This window comes from Niabella aquatica, from assembly GCF_054779315.1.
Map to the genome: position 1 here is coordinate 304,206 of NZ_BAAGYM010000008.1, position 20,067 is coordinate 324,272.

General features: G+C 40.2%; 18 protein-coding genes. All 18 read right to left on the reverse strand.

Annotated elements, in window-relative coordinates; translation table 11 throughout:
- Nucleotides 1-41: 41 nt before the first annotated feature.
- On the reverse strand, nt 42-1,688 hold the full coding sequence (locus ACYVBM_RS08255; protein WP_460685166.1) for an FMN-binding glutamate synthase family protein: 1,647 nt from the start codon (nt 1,686-1,688) through the stop codon (nt 42-44).
- Between the two features lie 135 nt (nt 1,689-1,823).
- The gene (locus tag ACYVBM_RS08260; RefSeq protein WP_460685167.1) at nt 1,824-2,297 is read right to left on the reverse strand and encodes a Dps family protein; all 474 of its coding nucleotides are present in this window, start codon (nt 2,295-2,297) and stop codon (nt 1,824-1,826) included.
- Between the two features lie 196 nt (nt 2,298-2,493).
- Complete coding sequence (locus tag ACYVBM_RS08265; RefSeq protein WP_460685168.1) at nt 2,494-3,057, reverse strand: hypothetical protein; 564 nt, start codon at nt 3,055-3,057, stop codon at nt 2,494-2,496.
- Nucleotides 3,058-3,065: 8 nt separating this feature from the next.
- Entirely contained in the window at nt 3,066-4,520 is a 1,455-nt protein-coding gene (locus tag ACYVBM_RS08270; RefSeq protein WP_460685169.1) for a patatin-like phospholipase family protein, read from the reverse strand.
- A gap of 21 nt (nt 4,521-4,541) precedes the next feature.
- Complete coding sequence (locus ACYVBM_RS08275) at nt 4,542-5,351, reverse strand: hypothetical protein (protein WP_460685170.1); 810 nt, start codon at nt 5,349-5,351, stop codon at nt 4,542-4,544.
- A gap of 127 nt (nt 5,352-5,478) precedes the next feature.
- Nucleotides 5,479-6,381 carry a hypothetical protein gene (locus ACYVBM_RS08280; protein ID WP_460685171.1) on the reverse strand — a complete coding sequence of 301 codons (903 nt, stop codon included), beginning with the start codon at nt 6,379-6,381 and terminating at the stop codon, nt 5,479-5,481.
- Between the two features lie 61 nt (nt 6,382-6,442).
- Nucleotides 6,443-6,670, reverse strand: a complete 228-nt coding sequence (locus tag ACYVBM_RS08285) for a hypothetical protein (protein ID WP_460685172.1) — start codon at nt 6,668-6,670, stop codon at nt 6,443-6,445.
- 20 nt (nt 6,671-6,690) lie between these two features.
- On the reverse strand, nt 6,691-7,416 hold the full coding sequence (locus ACYVBM_RS08290) for a hypothetical protein (RefSeq protein WP_460685173.1): 726 nt from the start codon (nt 7,414-7,416) through the stop codon (nt 6,691-6,693).
- Nucleotides 7,417-7,515: 99 nt separating this feature from the next.
- Complete coding sequence (locus tag ACYVBM_RS08295; RefSeq protein WP_460685174.1) at nt 7,516-8,226, reverse strand: hypothetical protein; 711 nt, start codon at nt 8,224-8,226, stop codon at nt 7,516-7,518.
- 356 nt (nt 8,227-8,582) lie between these two features.
- Nucleotides 8,583-9,356 (reverse strand): LuxR C-terminal-related transcriptional regulator, encoded by a 774-nt coding sequence (locus ACYVBM_RS08300; protein WP_460685175.1) that lies wholly within the window; start codon nt 9,354-9,356, stop codon nt 8,583-8,585.
- A 471-nt stretch (nt 9,357-9,827) separates the two neighbouring features.
- Nucleotides 9,828-11,357 carry a lysine--tRNA ligase gene (gene lysS / locus ACYVBM_RS08305; protein ID WP_460685176.1) on the reverse strand — a complete coding sequence of 510 codons (1,530 nt, stop codon included), beginning with the start codon at nt 11,355-11,357 and terminating at the stop codon, nt 9,828-9,830.
- A gap of 159 nt (nt 11,358-11,516) precedes the next feature.
- Nucleotides 11,517-12,023 carry a hypothetical protein gene (locus tag ACYVBM_RS08310; protein WP_460685177.1) on the reverse strand — a complete coding sequence of 169 codons (507 nt, stop codon included), beginning with the start codon at nt 12,021-12,023 and terminating at the stop codon, nt 11,517-11,519.
- Between the two features lie 10 nt (nt 12,024-12,033).
- On the reverse strand, nt 12,034-12,570 hold the full coding sequence (locus tag ACYVBM_RS08315) for a hypothetical protein (protein ID WP_460685178.1): 537 nt from the start codon (nt 12,568-12,570) through the stop codon (nt 12,034-12,036).
- Entirely contained in the window at nt 12,567-15,299 is a 2,733-nt protein-coding gene (locus ACYVBM_RS08320; protein ID WP_460685179.1) for a COG1470 family protein, read from the reverse strand. Before ACYVBM_RS08320 ends, ACYVBM_RS08315 begins: the two co-directional genes overlap by 4 nt.
- Complete coding sequence (locus ACYVBM_RS08325; RefSeq protein WP_460685180.1) at nt 15,292-16,092, reverse strand: WxL protein host-binding domain-containing protein; 801 nt, start codon at nt 16,090-16,092, stop codon at nt 15,292-15,294. Before ACYVBM_RS08325 ends, ACYVBM_RS08320 begins: the two co-directional genes overlap by 8 nt.
- Nucleotides 16,093-16,178: 86 nt before the next feature.
- The gene (locus ACYVBM_RS08330; RefSeq protein WP_460685181.1) at nt 16,179-16,742 is read right to left on the reverse strand and encodes a hypothetical protein; all 564 of its coding nucleotides are present in this window, start codon (nt 16,740-16,742) and stop codon (nt 16,179-16,181) included.
- Nucleotides 16,743-16,941: 199 nt separating this feature from the next.
- Nucleotides 16,942-19,356, reverse strand: a complete 2,415-nt coding sequence (locus ACYVBM_RS08335; RefSeq protein WP_460685182.1) for a TonB-dependent receptor — start codon at nt 19,354-19,356, stop codon at nt 16,942-16,944.
- Nucleotides 19,357-19,602: 246 nt separating this feature from the next.
- Complete coding sequence (locus tag ACYVBM_RS08340) at nt 19,603-19,938, reverse strand: hypothetical protein (protein ID WP_460685183.1); 336 nt, start codon at nt 19,936-19,938, stop codon at nt 19,603-19,605.
- Nucleotides 19,939-20,067: the final 129 nt, after the last annotated feature.

Genomic DNA, 20,067 nt, shown 5'->3' on the forward strand with positions numbered 1-20,067 from the left:
ATACCCACGTGCTTATTGCTGAAATATCCGCAGAAATGCTTCTATAACGTTGCTTCTGGCTTTTCTTTTCTTGTTTCTTCGCTCCAGCTGCCAACAGTATGGATACCCCACTGGTTCTCATCAGCAAATGAATAATCTGCTTTATACTTTTCTGGTATTTCTCCCGTTAAAAAATCGCCGTATTTTACAGAGGGAAAAATCTCTTCAAAAGTAAACATAGAGGTAAGCGATACGCGCCGGTATACGTGAGAGCGTGTAATTCCGTCCATTCCATTCAGCCCGGCGGCTCCCATCAGCTCTACAAAAGTTTTTACAGTATTTTTATGATAATTGGCTACGCGATGCATTTTATCTGCTACTACCAATCCCTTTGTCAGCTTCGGATCTTGCGTTGCCACCCCGGTTGGACAACGGTTGGTATTACAGATCAATGCCTGTATGCAGCCTACGGCCAACATCATGGCCCGGGCACAGTTACAGGCATCTGCGCCTAATGCAGCGGCACGTGCAATATGAAAACCGGTGGTGATTTTTCCCGAAGCGATGATCTTTATATGATGCCGGATGTTTAATCCGCTCAATACATCATCCACAAATGCCAGCCCGTCTAAAAGCGGTGCGCCAACATAATTGGAAAACTCCTGCGGTGCGGCGCCTGTTCCGCCTTCGCCACCATCTACGGTAATAAAGTCGGGATAGGTATCGTGGCTGATCATAGCTTTGCAAATAGCGATGAACTCGCTTTTATGACCGATGCATAATTTAAAACCCACAGGCTTGCCACCAGAAAGATCTCTTAATTGTTTGATGAATTGCACCAGTTCTTTGGGGGAGTTAAAAGCTGTATGGTAAGGCGGCGACTCGATCGTTGTTCCCGGCATAATATGCCTGATCCTTGCAATTTCAGGCGTATTTTTAGCTGCTGGCAAAATACCGCCGTGGCCGGGCTTTGCACCCTGCGAGATTTTTATCTCGATCATTTTTACAGTAGGCAGCTGCGCTTTTTGGGCAAATAACCCGGGAGAAAAATTCCCGTGTTCATCCCTGCAGCCAAAGTAACCGGTGCCGATCTGCCAGATGAGGTCGCCACCCTGCTTTAAGTGGAAATCGCTTAGGCCGCCCTCTCCTGTATTATGTGCAAAGCTGCCCAGCCTGGCGCCGCCGTTCATGGCTTCCACAGCGTTAGAGCTTAAGGAGCCATAGCTCATGGCCGATATATTCAAAATGCTGCCATTATAAGGTTGCTTACAGTCTTTATTGCCGAAGATAACGCGTGGATCATGGTCCAGGGTGTTGAAGCTTTTAGGGGCAATAGAATGACAGATCCATTCGTACCCAGGCGCATAAACGTCCAGTTGTGTGCCAAAGGGCATGGTATCATTATCCTGTTTGGCGCGCTGGTATACCGTAGAGCGGTCGATCCTGTTCAGCGGTCGCCCATCAATATCCGATTCAATAAAGTATTGATAGATTTTCGGGCGCAGCTCTTCCATTACATAACGCAGCCGGCCAAACACGGGATAAATACGGCGGATGCTGTGCCGCGTTTGAACCATATCATAATATCCCAGGCAGGAAACAACCAAAACACCTGCAAAAAGCACATACCAGTTAATGCTGAAATAATATCCCAGCAAAAAAGTAATAACCAGCGCCAGCAGGGATACAACCAGGAACGTTCTTCTCATAACAAGGCAATTTATTCAACGAAAGTAGCCATTAAAAACCTTTTGGGAAAACCAGGGTATAGCAGGAAAATAAAAAAGAACAGTCCTTTTTACCAGGCTGTTCTCCTTAAAAACTATTACGCGGATGTAATAAGTTTACTTCAAATACCGGCGTAATTTCCAGGCGTTCGTTTCATGCTTACGCATGAGCCCGGTGAGCATATCTGCTGTACCGGTATCTTCATATTTATCTTCACAATCATCAATTCCTTCACGCAAAGATTTAATACAGGTTTCATGGTCCTTAAGCAGGTTGCTGATCATTGCCTGTTGGTTCGGTATAGTGCTGTCTTCTTTAAGCGAAGCGGATTTAATAAATTCTGCCATGGTGCCAGGTACTGCCTCTCCCAGTTTACTTATACGTTCAGCTACCTCATCAATGCTTTTGGCTAATTCTTCGTATTGTGCTTCGAACAGCAAGTGCAGCTCCATAAAGCTGGGGCCCGACACGTTCCAGTGGTATTTTCTTGTTTTAATATAAAGTACGTGCTGGTTTGCCAGCACATCAGACAGGAGTTTTGAAACTCCTTTCAGGTTTTTGGCGTCAATGCCGATATTAACTTTTGCCATAGATATAATTTTTAAATGCTACAGGCAAAATCTTTACCAAAATATGTTAATAAAGGAATGTAGATGAATTTTTTAGGAGATAAAGCACTGTGTGTTGTGCGCGCGGTGGAGGCAACAAGCCATTATAAAAAGCGAAGACGGACGGATAGCAGGTATGCAGTGAAGACATAGTAGAATTGCGGCAAAATGACAGTGTTTAAATATGACGGATATCTTTTTTAAAACGCTTGAGTACAAAAGAGAGCAGGACAGCAATGATTACGACAAATGCGAAATAAAATTTCAACCTAAATCTTAGCGGATAATACAGTTCCTCAATATAAACACTGAACGTTCTCGCCTGGTATATCAATTGGATATTCTCAGCAATATCCAGCAAAACGGTGCCTACATATGATCCGATTAAAATAACAATTAATGCGTATTTTAAACCCCCCTTTTTTCGATTCATATATCTCATATAAATAGAGATAGCGGATAACAAAGAATAGCCTAATAACCCATAAAAGCCAACCATAAACAAGTAATCAATTTTGTAATAATTAATGAGCTGATGAATAGCTTCGGGGTTAGCAGCATGCAAAAGCGACAAAAATGCAGCATTGGAGCTAAAGTTTTGCAGAGGAACTACTTTTGAACTTTTGAATGGAATCGAATGCAGTATACAACCAGACTTCAATGTCATCAGTAGGTATGAAATGATGGTAATGATAACCATTAGCCAGAAAAATATTTTTCCTGTTATACGATCTTTTTGCATACAGCGTATTATTTATTTTTTAGATCTGAATAAACCCGTGCTCTTTCCTTTTTATAAATATCCCAGTTAAAGTTTTCCAGGAATGCTATTGCAGCCCTTACGCCCTGAGTGAAGAGCGCCCGTTTATTTTTTTCATTCATGTTAAAATCCAGCCAGTTTGCATTCGTTTCATAAGTATTGATATCAGCAATGCTGTATTTTTCATAAAAATTATTTTTTGTAAGAAATTCCCTGTCGTAATATGTTTTCATCGTATTGACTATTTTTCCTGCATAATCTAAAAAAGTTCTTATTTCCTGCCTGGGGTTATGCTTTACGTCATTTATCCTTATGCCTAAAACGGGGAGCCTCGGAACTTCTATTTTATCATTGTGAAAGATGCTGATGGGAAAATTTGATATGGAGCCTCCATCGATAAAAATAGCTTTATCCGGGATAAGCGCTATATCTACAAAAATTTCCTTCCAGCTATTTATTATAACCTCTTTTTCCTTAGGAACTGTTACAATAAGAGGTTCAAAAAAAAGAGGAATTGCCATAGACGCCCTTACGAATTCTGCGGGATTTACTTCATTTGGCTTTTCCCAAAAAAGACCGGCCTGTTTTGGCAATTCAACTTTTCGTTCGGAAGCTATATCAGTTGTAACAAATGTATAGTCGGCCCGAAGATCTTTAAATGGCTGCCGGCTACCATTCAGGTTTTGGTTCCTTAGTTTAAATTGATAGGTTTCGCCATTCACTTCAGCCTTTCCGCTTTGGGGGTCAATGCTAAACCCTGCGATGCAGTCAAGCTTCGCTTTTGAATTATTATCACCAATGTTTTGTTTGAGAAATTTAGTAAACTCATTTCCGGGATTAATGCCATACCGCGCTTTTTTAAATCGGTAAAACAAAAAAACAATTATAGCCGTAAACAACAGGAAAGCGCCAAGAAATATCCAGTATAATATGCGCGCTATAAAAGAATAATTAATAACAACAGGAAAGTAAAACAGCAACAACAGGATGATGATCACATACGCTATTATAGTGCTTTTAAACCAGCCGTCTTTTGAAATAACGCTGCTGATCATTCCTTTGGCGATCCAATGCCCGTCTACAAATGAAAACATATCCATTTTGCTCACTATATTGAATAGTTGTGGTGTTACTGCCCTGTTTTTATTTTTCCCTAAAGCGGCCATAAACAGCGTATTGATCGCCCCTGCGCTGGTACCTGCCAGCTTTAGAAACCGGATACCCATATATTCCAAAACGAAGCAAAACCCAACCAGGGAAATGCCTAATGTGCCACCCCCCTCCTGTACAAGCTGCACATACTGCAATTCTTTTCCGCTTTCATCCACAACATAAAGGTCGGAGTATTGCTTTTCCTTTTCTCTGTGCTTTTCTAATCTTTCAATTAGCGATACTCCATCACTATCTTTTTTCAGGTAGCTGAATATATTTTCAAACTCATTCATTGCGATATGTTTTATAAAATATTATAATTTGCCGGGTCCATCCTTTTTCTTAAGCCATACTTCAAGCTGGCCCAACGGAGCTTTTAACGGAATAAAAAGGATTTTTATATCTTCATTTTTAAAAGTGCTGTTGCTCTCAATCGTTGATTTCAATGCTTCTGCCAGGATTTTATCAGAGACATTGAAATACCGTATTTGTGATGTATTGAGCACCAGATCTTTTTTTTCTATTCCTGGTGCTACCCAGCTATTGCCCTGTAAGTGTGTTTTCAAATCTTCTGCATCGCTTTTACGCTCCTGGTTATATTGTATATATACTCTTCCCGTTTGATAGGAATTGTCCGTTGATGTATTTACAATAACAGAATCTTTTGTTGGTGTAACAACAATTTCAAATCTTCTTTGTAGAGATTGTATGCTTGCAAGCAGGTTATCTCTTTCATATTCCTCTAAATCTGTGAGGTTGTCTCTAAGCAGCCCTTTGTTAAAAAAAGACCCTTTGTAGCGTATAATCAGTTTTTTTAAAGAATCCTTTTCGGCCTTTAACTGTTCGTTCTTTAAATGATAATACTGAATCCATCCTTTTCTTGATGCTTCACTTTCTGTAACACAGGAAAAGTATTTTGCCAGCTCTACCTGCTGGGCGGTATTGTCCTGGCGGGCAATGAGGTCTTTTACATATTTATCATAAAAGCCCATCTGGTTAATGGCCGTTTCCTTTTCCTTAAAATGATTGTCGCTGATAAGGTTGGAGAGGGGTATAATGCAAGTGCCTACAATGAGGCCAATTACGCCATACCAGCCGCCCATACCTGGTTTTGTACTTTCCATAATCTAATAGTGTTTGTTAGGAATTGTAACTGTAAGAATTTTTAATGTATTAATGATCCTGAGAAATTGGTGATTTTTACACGGATGGAATTTTTTGAAAGTTGCCGGATAGAGAATAATAGGGATTCTATACAAAAACGTATTCTATTGTTTGCAAATAATAATTTGCATTTTCTACTAATACGGCTTCCCGCTCTCTTCTATCCCGTAATCCTTTTACATCTGGCCACAAACGCTTCATTTCCCTAACTTCCCCGGCTATTTTGGACAGGTTTTTCTGAATCACCCATTTCTGTATGTTTTTCATCTCGGTTCTTCTTTCTCCAGCCACGGAAGCGCCTCTATTGTAAACTATTGACAACAGTGCACCCTGGGCATCTGGCGGCAGCTTTTCAATTCCCGGGTATATCCGTGCCGCACTTTTTGCATATTGAGGCATTGATTTAGTATAAAAAACCGTGAGGGCTGCTTCAAGTGGTACCTCAACCATTTTAATTTCCGGGGTTAGTGCTGCCTCAGCATTTCTGCCTTTAAGTCCCACTACAGCTTTCAGCTTTTTAATTTCAGCATCATTAATAAATTCCTGCCAGTCTGATAAAAAAACGGCTTCATTTACATATCCCAAATCGTAACCTATTCCTATTGTAATACCGCTTTCGTTTTTAGGCCAAACAGGATATTTGTATTTCAATTGATAGGCCGCCCTTGACGATACTTCACTTTCGATAATTATTTCGAGCGATCTTTTCGAAACAATCATATTGGCTCCTTTGGGCAAAGGCGGTAATTCATTATTTAAAAGGCTTTCAATGCGGGTAGTTGTATTTACTCCGAATATTCCATCGATGTCCTTTCCTGCAAAGCCCAGTTTTTTTTGAATCTCTTCTTTTTGCCTGCTGCCGTTGTATGTAGACACAGGAAGGTTGAGCACTTCCCGAATGGCATTGATAGTATTTAAATCATATACCCCGGTTTGATTGGTCCGAAGTATTGCCTGTATTTTTTTAATTCTTATTACCAGGGGATTCATTGTATTGTGCTTTAAATAGTTTATATGTACATGAACGTGCTATAACCTGCCACATCGCTGCTTACAAAATATTTGCAGACCAGCGGTATTGCCCGGCGGCAGTTTTGGGCGAAGCCAATCTTTTTAAACAAAAAGGCAGGCTATCTGTATTATAGCAAGCAGTGTGTGTATTGCAAAACTGCTGTTGATCTTTTACCGGCTTGGTCTGTGCGGAAATCCAGATGGAGGCGGGTAATGATATGACCGGCTCCGTGGTAGAAATGGCTGTTTTAAGGTTGCGCTTTTTCATATTTAAAGCCGTTTATTGCTTTAAAGGTAAAAATTTTTTCCTTTCACGAAGTTTGCACCAAAAGGCGCCTTATTCCCTTTATAACTGAGCTTTATTTCTTTTTTAGTTTCGGTATCTGTTTTTGCTTCAACAGCAACGCCTTCAGTATCAAAAGATACCCCAAGATCAACGCCCGCCTCTTTCTCAAGATAGATTTCAACACTTTCTGCGTAAAATAATGATTGAGCCAGATAATTAAATTTGATATTCTTTCTGTATGCTTTTGATTTTTTCTGTGCAAATTCAGATAACTTCCGTATGATTTCAATACCGGGACTATCAATATTAGTTATGCGCGATTTTGCTACCCGGTTAACTTTTATTGAAAGTTCCTTTGCATTTTTAATATTACCATTAAACCCGATATTGAATAAAGAAGGAATTTTAAAGCCAAGATCAATCACCTGGTCTTTGCTGAACTCAAAATCGGGAACAGAGGCTTCATATTTATGCATGGATAATAATTGTTCTTTAATTTCGGCTACTCTTTCCGAAGGGAAAATGTAACCTATTAAGTTTTTTCCGGTGGTTCTCCAATTTCGGCCATTCCAGTCGTAAATTTCACATAATAGTGTGTCTGTGGCGGAGTGGGGAAGCAAGTCAATATCCCACGTTTTAAAAACTTCGTTGGCGTAGGGCCTTCTGTTAACGATTGAGGTTCCTAATTCGAGGGCTAATAGCGCTGTCAATTCCTGATTTGTTGCCATAAGTTTAATTGTTTATTATCACAAAAGTGCATTTGACATTGAAAAAGATCAAGCGTATTAAAGCGGTAGCCCGCCCCCGTTTTTTAACGGTAATACTCTTTATCCCGCCTTCTTTACCTCCACAACAAACTGCCCCCCTGGTGCTATTACCTCTACGTATCTGTAGCCTGTAGCCGTTTTGGTAAAGGCCAAGGTGCAGACGGTGTCGTTAGGGTTGCAGTTATCAAAATTGATGGTAAAGCCATTGGTATTGCGCACCACTTTACCGGTCATTTTAATGTAAGCGGTGCCGCCGCAATCCCCGGTTTTACATTTTGACAGCATTATTACATCATTACCATGTATGGTAAAGTTCAGTATGCCGCTGTTGTTGTATTGTGGTAACTCACTATCTGTGTTACTGAATGTGCCGATATAGTTTTCCACCGCAACACTAGAGGTTACTTTAAAAACCACGGCCGTTACATCATGGCCGGGTATGGTTACAGCTACCTGCGGCACAGAGCCGTCGGCATTTACATCCATTACTACTTTTACCCCGTCTTTCTGTAAAGTATATCCGGTTACTTTTGTTCCCGGCTGTAGTGCAATCGCTGAGCTAAGCTGGTAAGTCGCATCATCAAAAACAATTGTGACGGTAGCGCCGGTCGATTTTAGCTCAATAGTGATATATCCGCTGGATCCCACCAGCACACCACTGTAGGAACCCAGGCTGTTTTTATCGTACCTTGCGGAACTGTTATCCTCTTTAGAGCAGCCTGCAATGCTTATGATAGCTAACAGCAGTAAAAGTTGTTTAATTGTATTCATTGTGCTTTATTTTAAAAGTTCAGTAAGCCTTGTTTTCCGTATTTTACCCGTGCTGCGAAGTCAACGTGCAACACAGTCGGAAGTCCGAATGTTATTTATTGTTTATCCTGCATAGAAGTATTGACTGCTAAAATCTGCTATTGCAATAGTATGCCCAGCCAGGCATAACCTTTACGAAATGGGGAAACAGTTTTTTGGCCATCAACCGGTGTAAATGGAATCAGTGAAAATAACAACAGGAATGCAAGTCTCATATATTGGCTTTTATCTATAATTCGGTGGCATTTGTATGAGCACAAAATTATTTTCTCCACCCACATTAAAAAATACCTATAGATAGGTATTTTTTAGGGTATTTATACCCATCCCTCGCCTATTGCTTTTTTTATAAGTTCCAGTGGGGTTTTAACTTTGGCTTTGGCCAATATATTTTTCCGGTGCGTATGCAGCGTATGGATGCTGACACAGAGTTCATCTGCAAGCACCTTACTCGTTTTACCCTCTACAACCCCTTTGAGCACCTCCCGTTCGCGGTGGGTAAATAAATCAAACGATTTTGAAAAATGAGTGTCCTTTATGTTATAATACGATGGCTCCCCGTCAAGACCAATAAGTGAAAAACAAGGAATGCCTTCAGGTTTTATATGAGTTATATCTGTATCAATAGATAATGTACGGTAATAGTTTTTTTTGTCATAATCCACCTGCACTGCCTGGTGCAACATTCTTACATAATTGCCATCTTTTTTCCTTATCCTGAAATCATACTGAACCTTATAAAAAGCAACTTTTTCAAAAGGCAATGATTTGAAAAACTCCACGATTTTGTATTCAAAATTTAATACATACGGTTTATCATCAGGATGTACCCTATCCATCAGGAATTTCATTGTCACTTCTTCCGGTTCATATCCTAACACCTGCCGTATTTTTTCACTTACCACATCAAATTCCGATATGTACATACTGAACACATAATGGTAATAATCTCCCGCGTGGAAAATGCTTAACAATCGCTTATACAGCTCTATTTGGCGCTGCAGCTTTTCTACATCGGGAGCGGTTTCTTTATTTACAACTGTTTTCCAGAATTTTTTAGCAGTTAAGAAAAAATCATTGCTCGCTCTCATCTTTGAATTGGATTTTAAGATTCAGGAATATCCCACTGTGTTTAAAAAACATATATAATCCGATCAATTTTTTCCTGTAGCCTTACTAATGGTTTCCGGTTTATTTGAAAAACCATGATCATTAATTTTATCTTTATTCCCCGCTTACGGTTGTTGTTGCAAAACGGCAGTTTTATATGTTGGGCAAAACCGATCGTTCTATGAAGAATACTTATTTCGGTTTTTCAAGGTGTCTTTTTATTTCAGGTATAAATTTACCTTTTAGTGGTTGTTCCCTGGTCTGTCTGCATAAGACATGCCTTTGTTTTACATTACCAAAAATGCGATTTGATTAAGAATAAAAAAAGGGTTATTTAACCCTTTTTTTAACCAAACAGCCACCTATGAGCGATATCAAAATGCTATTATCTTACCTGCTTTTTATTTAAAAATTATGACCAGAATCCGATCTATCCATCTTTGTGTTAGCTATTATCCCTCAGCCCCCCGCTCCGGCCGCATTTGCGGGAAGAACAGTACATCCTGTATAGAAGGAGAATTGGTCAGCATCATAACCAACCGGTCGATGCCAAAGCCAATGCCCGAGGTTGGCGGCATACCATATTCCAGGGCGCGCAGGAAATCATAGTCAATATACATGGCTTCTTCATCGCCACGTTCCAGCAGCTTTGCCTGCTCCTCAAAACGTTCCCGTTGTTCTATAGGGTCGTTCAGCTCGCTGTAAGCATTGGCAATTTCTTTACCATTCACCATCAGCTCAAAGCGTTCTACCAGCCCGGGTTTGCTTCGGTGTTTTTTGGTAAGCGGACTCATTTCTACGGGGTAATCAATAATAAAGGTGGGCTGTATGTAGTGATGCTCACACTTTTCACCGAAAATCTCATCAATCAGCTTGCCCTTGCCCATGGTTTTATCTACATGAATACCCAGTTTTCCGCACACTTCTTTTAATCCTTCTTCGCCCATTTCACTTACATCAAAACCTGTATGCTCTTTTATTGCATCATAAATGGATACTCTTGCATATGGCGCCTTAAACGAAATAGTTTTGTCGCCAATGATTGCATCAGTAGTGCCATTTACATCCAAAGCGGCTTTTTCCAATAGCTGCTCTGTGGTTTCCATCATCCAGAAATAATCTTTATATGCTACGTAAAATTCGAGTACGGTAAACTCTGGGTTGTGCGTGCGATCCATTCCTTCATTCCTAAAGTTGCGGCTAAACTCATATACCCAGTCAAACCCGCCAACGATCAGACGTTTCAGGTACAGCTCATTGGCAATACGCAGGTAAAATGGCACATCCAACGCATTATGATGCGTAACAAACGGTCTTGCTGCAGCACCGCCGGGGATGGCCTGCAGCACCGGAGTATCCACTTCCAAAGCACCACGTTCATTTAAAAACTCACGTACAGAGTTGATGAGTTTGGTGCGTTTAATAAAAGTTGTTCTTACGGCAGGATTAACCACCAGGTCGGCATACCGCTGGCGGTACCTGAACTCAGGATCGGTTACTTCATCAAACACATTTCCCTCTTCATCCCGCTTTACTACAGGTAAAGGTTTTAATGATTTGGAAAGCAGTGTAAGGGATTGCGTATGCAAAGAGGTTTCTCCTGTTTTGGTAACAAACACATAACCGCCGGCCCCAATGAAATCACCAAGGTCTAAGCCATGTTTCACCAACACGTCCCATTCACTTTTATCTTCACCGGGATAAAGTTCATCCCGCTTTACATATAACTGAAAAATACCCTGTTTGTCCTGGATCTTTATAAAGAAAACCTTGCCTTTATCATTAATGCTCATAATACGACCGGCTATATTGACATGGTTAAACCGGTCTTTTGCTTCTTCAGAAAAATCAGCTTTAATATCTGCCGAATAGTGGGTTACAGGAAACAATGCGGCAGGATAGGGATCAATACCCGCGTCCCGCAGTTTTTGTAATTTTTCTCTTCTGATAATTTCCTGTTCCGATAAATGTTGCACGCTCATAAAATCTAAAAAGTTCAAAATGTTTTAATCTTCTTTGGAGAGTTGCAAAGATAGTTTCTATTTGAGAATTGATCACTATCAGATTGGGATGTGGTATATGGGTGTTTTCAACGGCCTTTTGAGTTCACAGGCCAGCTTCTTTAAAACAGGGGATTACCATTATAGTGCGCTTACTGTAAAAACCACTCTGCTGTTGTAGCTTGCGGCAGGTATGGTTACCGAAACTCCTGATACTCTCAGCTGTATGGGAATATTGCTGAAAGATGCAAGAGCAAGAACTGCTTTAATCCTGTAAAGTTCTATATCTGCTAGGGTAAGTGGCAGATAAGAGAGGCCGCCTGAAATCTCGCATAATGCACAAATTGTTGATCCGCTGCCTGTTCTTTTTACAGACAGGATTAAATCATTATGCCAGGTTGGATTTGCTTCGTAATGCACGGATACCTTTCCGTTGCCTAGTAATAAGGGTATTGTGGTGTTTAATAATATCTGATTAGCAGCACTTTCATAAGTACCGTTATAATTGCTGCCCGCTTCTGTAATAGCGGGGAGGCTCACGGTCCAGTCAAAACCGTTTACCGTTAAGGTCTGTGCCGGCAGCGCACTTCGTAACAATATAAAGAATGCTACATACACGGTCTTTCTGTTTAATTTAAAGCGGTTCACGGTTTGTTTTTTAGTTTGAAAGTATAGTGCAGGTAACCACTACCTGTGTGTTATTGTGTACAGATAAATCAGCGTAATTATTGGGAGTTACGGTAATAGTAAGGCGATGGCCGTTGCCTGTTCCGCTTCCTGTGTAGGCACCGCCGATTCCGCTGATAATAGTCACCGGGGACGTTGTAAGTGTCACTTGTGCTGCTGGAGTTCCTAAAGCGCCGGCTCCGGAGCTGGAAGCCGCAGCCAGCAATTTAATATCAATTCCCGGAACGGTTTGGTTTATTGACGCGGTAATACTCCGGCTGTTTCCTCCTGGGCTAATTGCAGAGGTATAATTGATCCATTTCGTTTGATTCAAGGGTGGGTTTGTAAGCGGCCTTCCTGCTTCCGTGGGAGCGGAAAAGCTCATGTTTATCGTTCCACTAGGTTCTATGTCCAGTAATGCAACCGTTGGCAGGGTGAGGGAAACATTTTTGCTTCCTCCGGTCTGGGCATTTATTGTTCCAGTAAAAATCAGGAAGCCTGCTAACAGCGTATAGCGCATTACTTTCATCTGTTATTTTTTTGATGATATGTTACTTTTATGCTTTCGTGTTGATATTTTATTTCAGCCTGTTGTTTTACTACATCGATATTGATAATTTTTGTTTCTCCTGGTTCTAATGTAAAACGGAATGTTTCTGTTGGTATTTTATAATTTTTGTCTAACCCGTTCCGGTATATTTTTATTGTCCAGGAACCAGGGCGTAAATAAGTAAAATCAAAGAATTCAGACAAAGGACAAATTTTACGATACACCTGCTGGTTATCGGAAGCTTCTATAATGATGCTGTTATTTTTCTTTTTTACAGGTGCGGTATTATTCTTTTTTCCTGTTTCGGCAAGCTTTATAAAACCCTTTATCGTGGCGGCTGTTGTTAATCCGAAATTAAAAGTATTTTCTTTGCCGGTAAGATGTAATGTTGCCGGCAAGGAAATATTCGGAATATCACTGATATCGGTTGTAGACCGGTCTATTTCCAGGATATGATCTCCGGGCACCACGTTTTTAAAAATATAATTGCCCAACCTGTCAGTAACAGTTAACTGATTGCCGAGCATTAACCGGACTCCTTCTGTTTTTTTTACTCCCTGATTACTGATATTACCGTAAAGACTGGTATATGTTGCCGTTTTTTGAACCGGTACATTTAATCTTAAGGTATAGCGAAGCGAGAGAATGAAATCTTTCTTTCCGGTTTCGCCCCGTGCCAGGGTATAACGACCCGATAAATCGATTTCGTGACGGCCTAAGATTTGTTGATGAAAAAGAGCTTCAAAAAGATTGCGGTCGTTATAATATTCTTCAGGCTGGTAATTGTTTTGATAAAATAAGCTCAGGGATGTTTTATCCGACAACCGGCTGAATAACCTGGCGCCGTAATAAATTCGTTTTTGATTTTTGAGCAGATAGCGGGAAGTTTGTGTAAGGCTGGCATACACGTTAAAGGAGGTGCTGAATTTTTCAAAACTCACATTAGCTGTATAGTAGTTAGAATTGCCTGTAAACCGGGTTAAAAAATTTGTGGTTTTACCAAACTGGTGCTCAATGTTTAAATGAAAGATGGATACTTTTTGGTTGATGCTTATTCTTACAAAATCTTCTTTATAATCAAACTGTTTCGGCTCTAACCGGTCCTGGTATTTTTGCAAACCACCCAAAAGAGCTACAGTGCCGGTTTTTACGTATTTGTAGTTAGCGCCATACTGTATGTACTCGCGGTACGGTGCGGATAACGTTAAGGTATCTCTTTGAATATTTTTGGCGTCCTGTATATAATTAGCCATGAGGTCTGTTTTTTTAGAAACGCTGAAACGGAGGCTACCGTTCAGCATATTCGTGTTGTTAAAATATCCGGCAAAGCCCGGGCTTGTTTTAATATAACTCACATTGGCGTCCAGGTTTTTTAAATAAGCCTGCGATTGCAGCATATAACCGGCTCCCCTGTATTTTGCAGTTTGGCTATAGGAGATTTCTGTTAAAAGACGGATGTTTTTAAGCGGGTGAAAGGTTGCCTTTAAATAGGGTAAATGTGCTCTTCCTGTTATATCAACGGGGTTCAAATTATAGTGTGTGATATTTTTCTCTGGTATTTTGTATAAATATCCGGCTGTAATTTCATTTCCTTTATTCAGCAGAAGAGTGGAAAAAATATTGAACTCCTCTTTAATATCTCTAAAAAACCTGGGGCGGCTATAAAAGCCTCCCAGCATTGTTTTTTTGAATTTATACCGGACTTCGGCACCCCGGCCATACCGTGCAAACTCTGTAAGAAACGAAGAGGAAAAGGTTTTGTCGCCTAAATGAATAAAGAGGTGTTGAGTTTTGTAATCAACAAAATATTCTTCGTATTGTGTAAAAGCATTGAGCTGTACCGGGTTAGGAGATACTGCCCGAAATGTAAGCCAGTCCTTATTTTGTTGACCTAAACTGCCGCTCCCATATATTTCGCCCTGAAACCCGCCGTTATAAGTTCCCCTGTTTTGCATACCAACGTAAGAAACAGAGACAGAAACGGGAAACCGGTAGTAAATATCGTTTTCTAAAGGCTTTGCAGAAATAATATGGGTGGCGGAATAAGCCTGCCATTTTTTATGTGGTTCGCTTATTGAATACGCAGACAAAGTGAGATTAAACATCTCGTTCTTTCCCAGGTTGGGGTCTGTATTTTTTGTTACAGTAATAATTTTTGATGCCCCTGGCTGCAGTGTAATCGAATCTTCTGTATCAGTAATGTTGCTGTTACTCTCGAGGATTAAATGCTCGGTAGTGTTGCCATTGTTTTTTAATTGGAAAGAACTGCTTATTGGTTTTCCCGCCCGCACATATTCGGGTGATTCAATGGCGGTAAGTGCTATTTTTTTTAACCGGGCTACTGCAATATCTGAAGATTTTGTAAAGCTGGATCCTTCGTCTTTATCTGTAATGTGCAGCGCGATTTTATAACTGCCCTGTAAAGTTTCCGGAGCAATTCGTATAGGAACAATATATAATGCGGTGTCTCTGGCAGCAATGTTAAGCTGATTCTGTTTAATAACCGGCGTGATGGTTGAGACTGAAGTGCTGGCAACTATATCATACAACTTGTTGTAGGGGCTGTTATTTTCTATTTTGAAAGAGATAAGCGAGATGCTTCCCGGTAATAGCTGCTCTTTTTCATCGTTTAACTTATCAGAAGGAGATTGAGAAAAAACAAGCACCGGGAAAAGCATGAAAAAAAATAATGAATAACAATCAGTCATGTTTTATTTCCAGTTCCACATTGAGAGCGAAAGCATTTTCGTTTTCGTCAACAGCTATCATAGCTGCTGTATACCGGCCTGGCGGAACAGCGCTGATGTCTATAAAAAAAGATTTTGAATTATTGGGTAACAGTCCCATTGGCTGGCTTGAATAAGAGCCGTTTTTTTGACCGCTTTTATGGTCATACATTTCCAGATGTACTGTAGGCTTACAAAAGACCAGGCCATTATTGGCAATACCAATTTTTAAAATTTTCTTATTCGCCTCTTTTTCTATTGTAATATTTTCAAACTTAAGACTTGGTTGTACCTCTTCAGTATTGTAATCGGTAATGATTTGAATAGCGTATCTCACCACAGTTGATATATTTAAGCCCGGCTTATCATTTGCGGGCTTTATTTCTTCTGCCGGTTCAACAATAATTACACTCCAGTAACTGCCAGGCAATGTGATTTTTTCAGGCTTTTTTATTTCATATAATATTTCTGTTTTTTCTTTGGCTTTTAAAGTAAGGAGGTTGGTGTTTAATTGAATCCAGTCGGCATTGCTTTTTTCATTAGTACGTGCCTCGCTATAATGAATTATACCGGTTGATTGATAGCTCAGATCCTGTAAATACAGCTTTACACTTTGTGGAGTGCCGGCTGTATTTTCTAAAGTGATTTGGCCTTTATATGTCTGACCGTCCTTTATTTGATAAATGTGGGTGAGGCCGTTGTGAATAATGATACTGGCCTGTGAAAAACCATAATACAAAATAAAGGCTGCGAAAAACAGAATACGTATTATCATAGAGCAAGCAGTTGAGGGCGAACAATAAGAAATAAGAAGAATCCTGTAAAACCAGGATTCTTCTTATTCAGAATTTATAGAGAAAACTAATTATCAGAAATAGTGTAGGTAACGGTAGCTGTGGCAGAGGTTGCTTCCAGATCTGCATATGAAGCCGTAGACCCGCTGCCAAAAGCCACATCATAAGTAAGGTTATGGCCATTATTGGCGCCATCGCCTGTATACGCGCTTCCTATACCAGAAATAATTGCCTGATCAGAAAGGGATAAGGTCAGTTGTGCAGATGGAGTACCAAACGTGCCATCACCTGCGGCGGCGGCCGCCGCCGCAGTAACTTTGATATCCACTCCCGGAACCAGCGCGGTTAGTTTTACAGTAATATTACGGGTTGGGTCTCCGGATGATTTAATAGAAGAGTAATTTAGCCATAGTGTACTGTTTGCAGAAGGAGCAGTTAATGGCAATCCCGCTTCAGTCGGAGCGGTAAAGTTCATTGTGATATTTTTACTTGCACCAGGCTCAATATCAACTAACGCCACCTCCGGAATGGTAATTCCTATAGTGTGATTGTCGGTCTGTGTGTCTTGTGCTTGAATAAAAACGGGCATAGCAATACCTAAAGCTAGCAATGTAAAAGCTGGGTGTGTCATAACATAGAGGGTTTTAGTTCTTTAAAGATAAGAAAATGTGACGATTGTACAACAAAAATCTTATAAAAAACTGAATAAAGACTTTTTGATGATAAGCTGAAAAATAGCTACAGGCTATTATAATATTTATTAGGCAGGAATGGCCCGTTGAGTTGGTATGTTTTAAGAAAAAGCATCGAGAAAAAACGATGTTGATGGCTCAATTGGCCAGATCATTATTATTAATGCCTCGTTTATTTCTCTTGATATCTTCTTTTAATTTTCCGAATTTATAATTAACGCTGAAGCCAACCCTCCTGAAATATTCCTGGCTGTTATTGATCTCTGTAAAATTATAAGAACTGATTTCTGTGCGGCTGTTCCGGTATTTTGTAAACGGGTTGTTGATATAGGCGGATAAGGAGAGTTTCTTGTTTAATAAATTTTTGCTCAGGCTAAAGTTAGAGGAAACGTAGCCATTAACAGTTCCTATCTGGGCCGGGGCAAGGTTTTTACCATTTACATATACGGAGGCGCCTGCTAACCAGTCATTATTAAAAGCATAAGTGTTAGAAACAGAAGCCCTGAAAAGTATTCTTTGGGTTTCTTCGATATAATTATCAGTAACGGTCTGTATCCAGAAATTCGCCACATTACCATTAATGATCGTTCTTAATGCCTTGGTAACGGCGAGGTTGAAATTCGCGTTCAATATCAGCGCGTCAACTTTTCCTGAATTTTCATAAGTGGTATAAGTAATTTTTGAAGCAGTATCATATCTCGAATTTTTAAGGTCCATGTTATTGGTAAAAGCGTAAGTGAGCCCGATATTCACCGATTGTTTTTTATTAAAACCGTAACCCAGGTCAAGGCTATGCATGAGCGATGCTTTTAGGTTAGGATTCCCGTATTCGATAAAATTGGGGTTAGTGCGGTTTACAAACGGATTTAAGCGATTGATACCTGGTCTTTTTAACCGTTGATTATATCCCAGGTTCAAATAGCTCCCGTTTTTATTGTCCTTATTAATAACAACGGAAGGCACCAGGTTAAAATAATGGTTATTTATTGGGGTTGAAGTGCTGCTAAAATCAATGTGGTTAAAGGTTTGCTCTACCCGGACGCCTGCTTTAAACCCCCAGCTTTTTAATGTGAAGGAATAGGTATTGTAAGCAGAAAGGATGGACTGGCGATTTTCAAAACCATCCTGCTGCCCAGCATGATTCAAGAACTGATCAATAGCATCATCATATTGAGCGGTGCTGAACGCGCTGCTGTTGTTCCTGAAAATAGTTTTCATACCCGCCTCCACTTTTAGCTTCTTAATATTTTGCAGGTAGTCCACCTGTCCTGTATGCTCTATATAATCCGTATTGTTATATTGATTAAAGTCGATAGCGGGGTAATTGATCTCATCAAAGAAGCGGTTGTACATGGTATGGTGCGTTCTGTATTGCATATACCGGTACGAAACCGTTAACAGTTTTGATTTATCTTTTTTAAAGCCCAGCTGGTAATTCAGGCCGCCGTCAAACCCGTTATTATTTCCGCGGCTATTACCTGATTGCCTGAACTGCTCCCGTATTTCATTTTGTTGTTGCAGTAAAGATACCCGGTGGTTAGCCCCCCGGCTGTAAAAACCGTTGAAATTTAATTGCGCAGTGAGCAACTGAAGGGAATCTAACTCATAGCTGAATTGGGTACCGATATAACGGCCATTGCTGTTTCCTTTATTATCCCCGGAAACATCAAGCCGGGTGTTTGGTGTTGTCCGGGTGGTAGCATTACTAACCGGAGGAGTATAAGAAAAATTGCCTCCCCCGTATAATTCAACACCCAATTTTTTGTGCGCAGCCGTAAAGGAGAATCCTGCGCCGGGTCCGCCTGCGGGGGTGCTTCCGTTAAGATTGATATTCCCTTTATAGCCCTCCCCTACCTTTTTATTAGTAACGATATTAATAACACCACCCAATCCTTCTGCATCGTATTTTGAAGGAGGTGTTGTATAAACCTCGATGCTCTGGATAGTAGACGCAGGCAATGATTTTAGAAAACTTTTAGGGTCGTTATCCACAAGTCCTGACGGTTTGCCGTTAATAAGAATACGATAGCTGCTATTGCCCTTTAAGGTTAAGTTTTCCTGTCCGTCTACAGACAGGTACGGTACTTTCCGCATTATTTCCAGAACGCTGCTGAATTTGCTTTCGGGATCCGCATCTGTATTATAAACCAGCTTGTCTGTTTCCCTTTTTATTAATGGCTTTGATGCAGTAACGGTTACGTTTTCGAGCTCATTCCCCTTATTGAGTAAGAAAAATGTTCCGAAATCGGATATCGGGCTATCTGTTTCCGGCCAGTTAATATTTTTTACCAGGTCTTTGTAAGTGGTAGCTGATATATGAATAGTGGTTGCCAGCTTTTTAATAGTCGTAAACTGAAAGTATCCTTTTTCATCAGTCGCATTGGTTGCCAGCAAAGAATCGTTTTTATAGATATGCACCGTTGCCCATGCAACCGGCTGTTGTAATGAATCGGCTACCCGCCCTTTAATGATCACAGAATCGATTGTTTGTGCCCTGAGTGAAAATGCTACGAAGAAGGTGATACTGCAGTACAGGTAAAAATATTTATACATAACTTTTTTAGTGGCAGTAAACTTATAAACCGCCCGAAAAAAGGTCAAGAGGAAAAAGGCCGCCTGCTTCTTTTGCAGGGTGAACGCCGGTTTTTTGTTGACCAATGAATTTCCGGATGGATGATGTAACGAAAATTTTGTATGCATTTTTATTGATTAATGGGTATAAGGAGGCCATATAACTTTCGTTATGGGTATCAGTGCCGTATTAATAAGATTTTTATGAAAGAGATAAGGGCGAAGAGATCATTCCCTGTTAATGCGTGAAGCTATAAGGTAGTATACCAAAAAACCTGCTGCAATAAAAACCGTTTCAATGCCCCAGGGAACAGGAGATTTTTCCCAGTCAAATTGCAGATATCCTGTTATAATAAGCCCTATACCGCCAAATAATAAAAGAATACCCCATTTCAGAGAAGATAAATTACTCACTTTCTTCCTCAATAGTTGTAAATAATTATCGTCTAACTGGCCAGACCTGATGAGGCGCCTTTTGAGCAGGTAGTTCATAAATTCTATACCCACATTGGCGATAATAGCCACCACGGCAACGATCATGAAAAAAGAAAGAATATCCTGCATTGTTATATTTTTAATAAGTGATCAATGATTGTGTTGGTAAGTAGTCACGGAATGATAGCAAAAGGTTTCAGAAATTATAAAAAAATCGAGTGAAACATTTAACCGGTTATTAGTGTCTAATAGAGCTCT

Bases quoted from the DNA above. Each gene is read 5' to 3' on its own strand.
- ACYVBM_RS08255 (WP_460685166.1), bottom strand. From the start codon at position 1,688: ATGAGAAGAACGTTCCTGGTTGTATCCCTGCTGGCGCTGGTTATTACT.
- ACYVBM_RS08260 (WP_460685167.1), bottom strand. From the start codon at position 2,297: ATGGCAAAAGTTAATATCGGCATTGACGCCAAAAACCTGAAAGGAGTT.
- ACYVBM_RS08265 (WP_460685168.1), bottom strand. From the start codon at position 3,057: ATGCAAAAAGATCGTATAACAGGAAAAATATTTTTCTGGCTAATGGTT.
- ACYVBM_RS08270 (WP_460685169.1), bottom strand. From the start codon at position 4,520: ATGAATGAGTTTGAAAATATATTCAGCTACCTGAAAAAAGATAGTGAT.
- ACYVBM_RS08275 (WP_460685170.1), bottom strand. From the start codon at position 5,351: ATGGAAAGTACAAAACCAGGTATGGGCGGCTGGTATGGCGTAATTGGC.
- ACYVBM_RS08280 (WP_460685171.1), bottom strand. From the start codon at position 6,381: ATGAATCCCCTGGTAATAAGAATTAAAAAAATACAGGCAATACTTCGG.
- ACYVBM_RS08285 (WP_460685172.1), bottom strand. From the start codon at position 6,670: ATGAAAAAGCGCAACCTTAAAACAGCCATTTCTACCACGGAGCCGGTC.
- ACYVBM_RS08290 (WP_460685173.1), bottom strand. From the start codon at position 7,416: ATGGCAACAAATCAGGAATTGACAGCGCTATTAGCCCTCGAATTAGGA.
- ACYVBM_RS08295 (WP_460685174.1), bottom strand. From the start codon at position 8,226: ATGAATACAATTAAACAACTTTTACTGCTGTTAGCTATCATAAGCATT.
- ACYVBM_RS08300 (WP_460685175.1), bottom strand. From the start codon at position 9,356: ATGAGAGCGAGCAATGATTTTTTCTTAACTGCTAAAAAATTCTGGAAA.
- lysS (WP_460685176.1), bottom strand. From the start codon at position 11,357: ATGAGCGTGCAACATTTATCGGAACAGGAAATTATCAGAAGAGAAAAA.
- ACYVBM_RS08315 (WP_460685178.1), bottom strand. From the start codon at position 12,570: ATGAAAGTAATGCGCTATACGCTGTTAGCAGGCTTCCTGATTTTTACT.
- ACYVBM_RS08320 (WP_460685179.1), bottom strand. From the start codon at position 15,299: ATGACTGATTGTTATTCATTATTTTTTTTCATGCTTTTCCCGGTGCTT.
- ACYVBM_RS08325 (WP_460685180.1), bottom strand. From the start codon at position 16,092: ATGATAATACGTATTCTGTTTTTCGCAGCCTTTATTTTGTATTATGGT.
- ACYVBM_RS08330 (WP_460685181.1), bottom strand. From the start codon at position 16,742: ATGACACACCCAGCTTTTACATTGCTAGCTTTAGGTATTGCTATGCCC.
- ACYVBM_RS08335 (WP_460685182.1), bottom strand. From the start codon at position 19,356: ATGTATAAATATTTTTACCTGTACTGCAGTATCACCTTCTTCGTAGCA.
- ACYVBM_RS08340 (WP_460685183.1), bottom strand. From the start codon at position 19,938: ATGCAGGATATTCTTTCTTTTTTCATGATCGTTGCCGTGGTGGCTATT.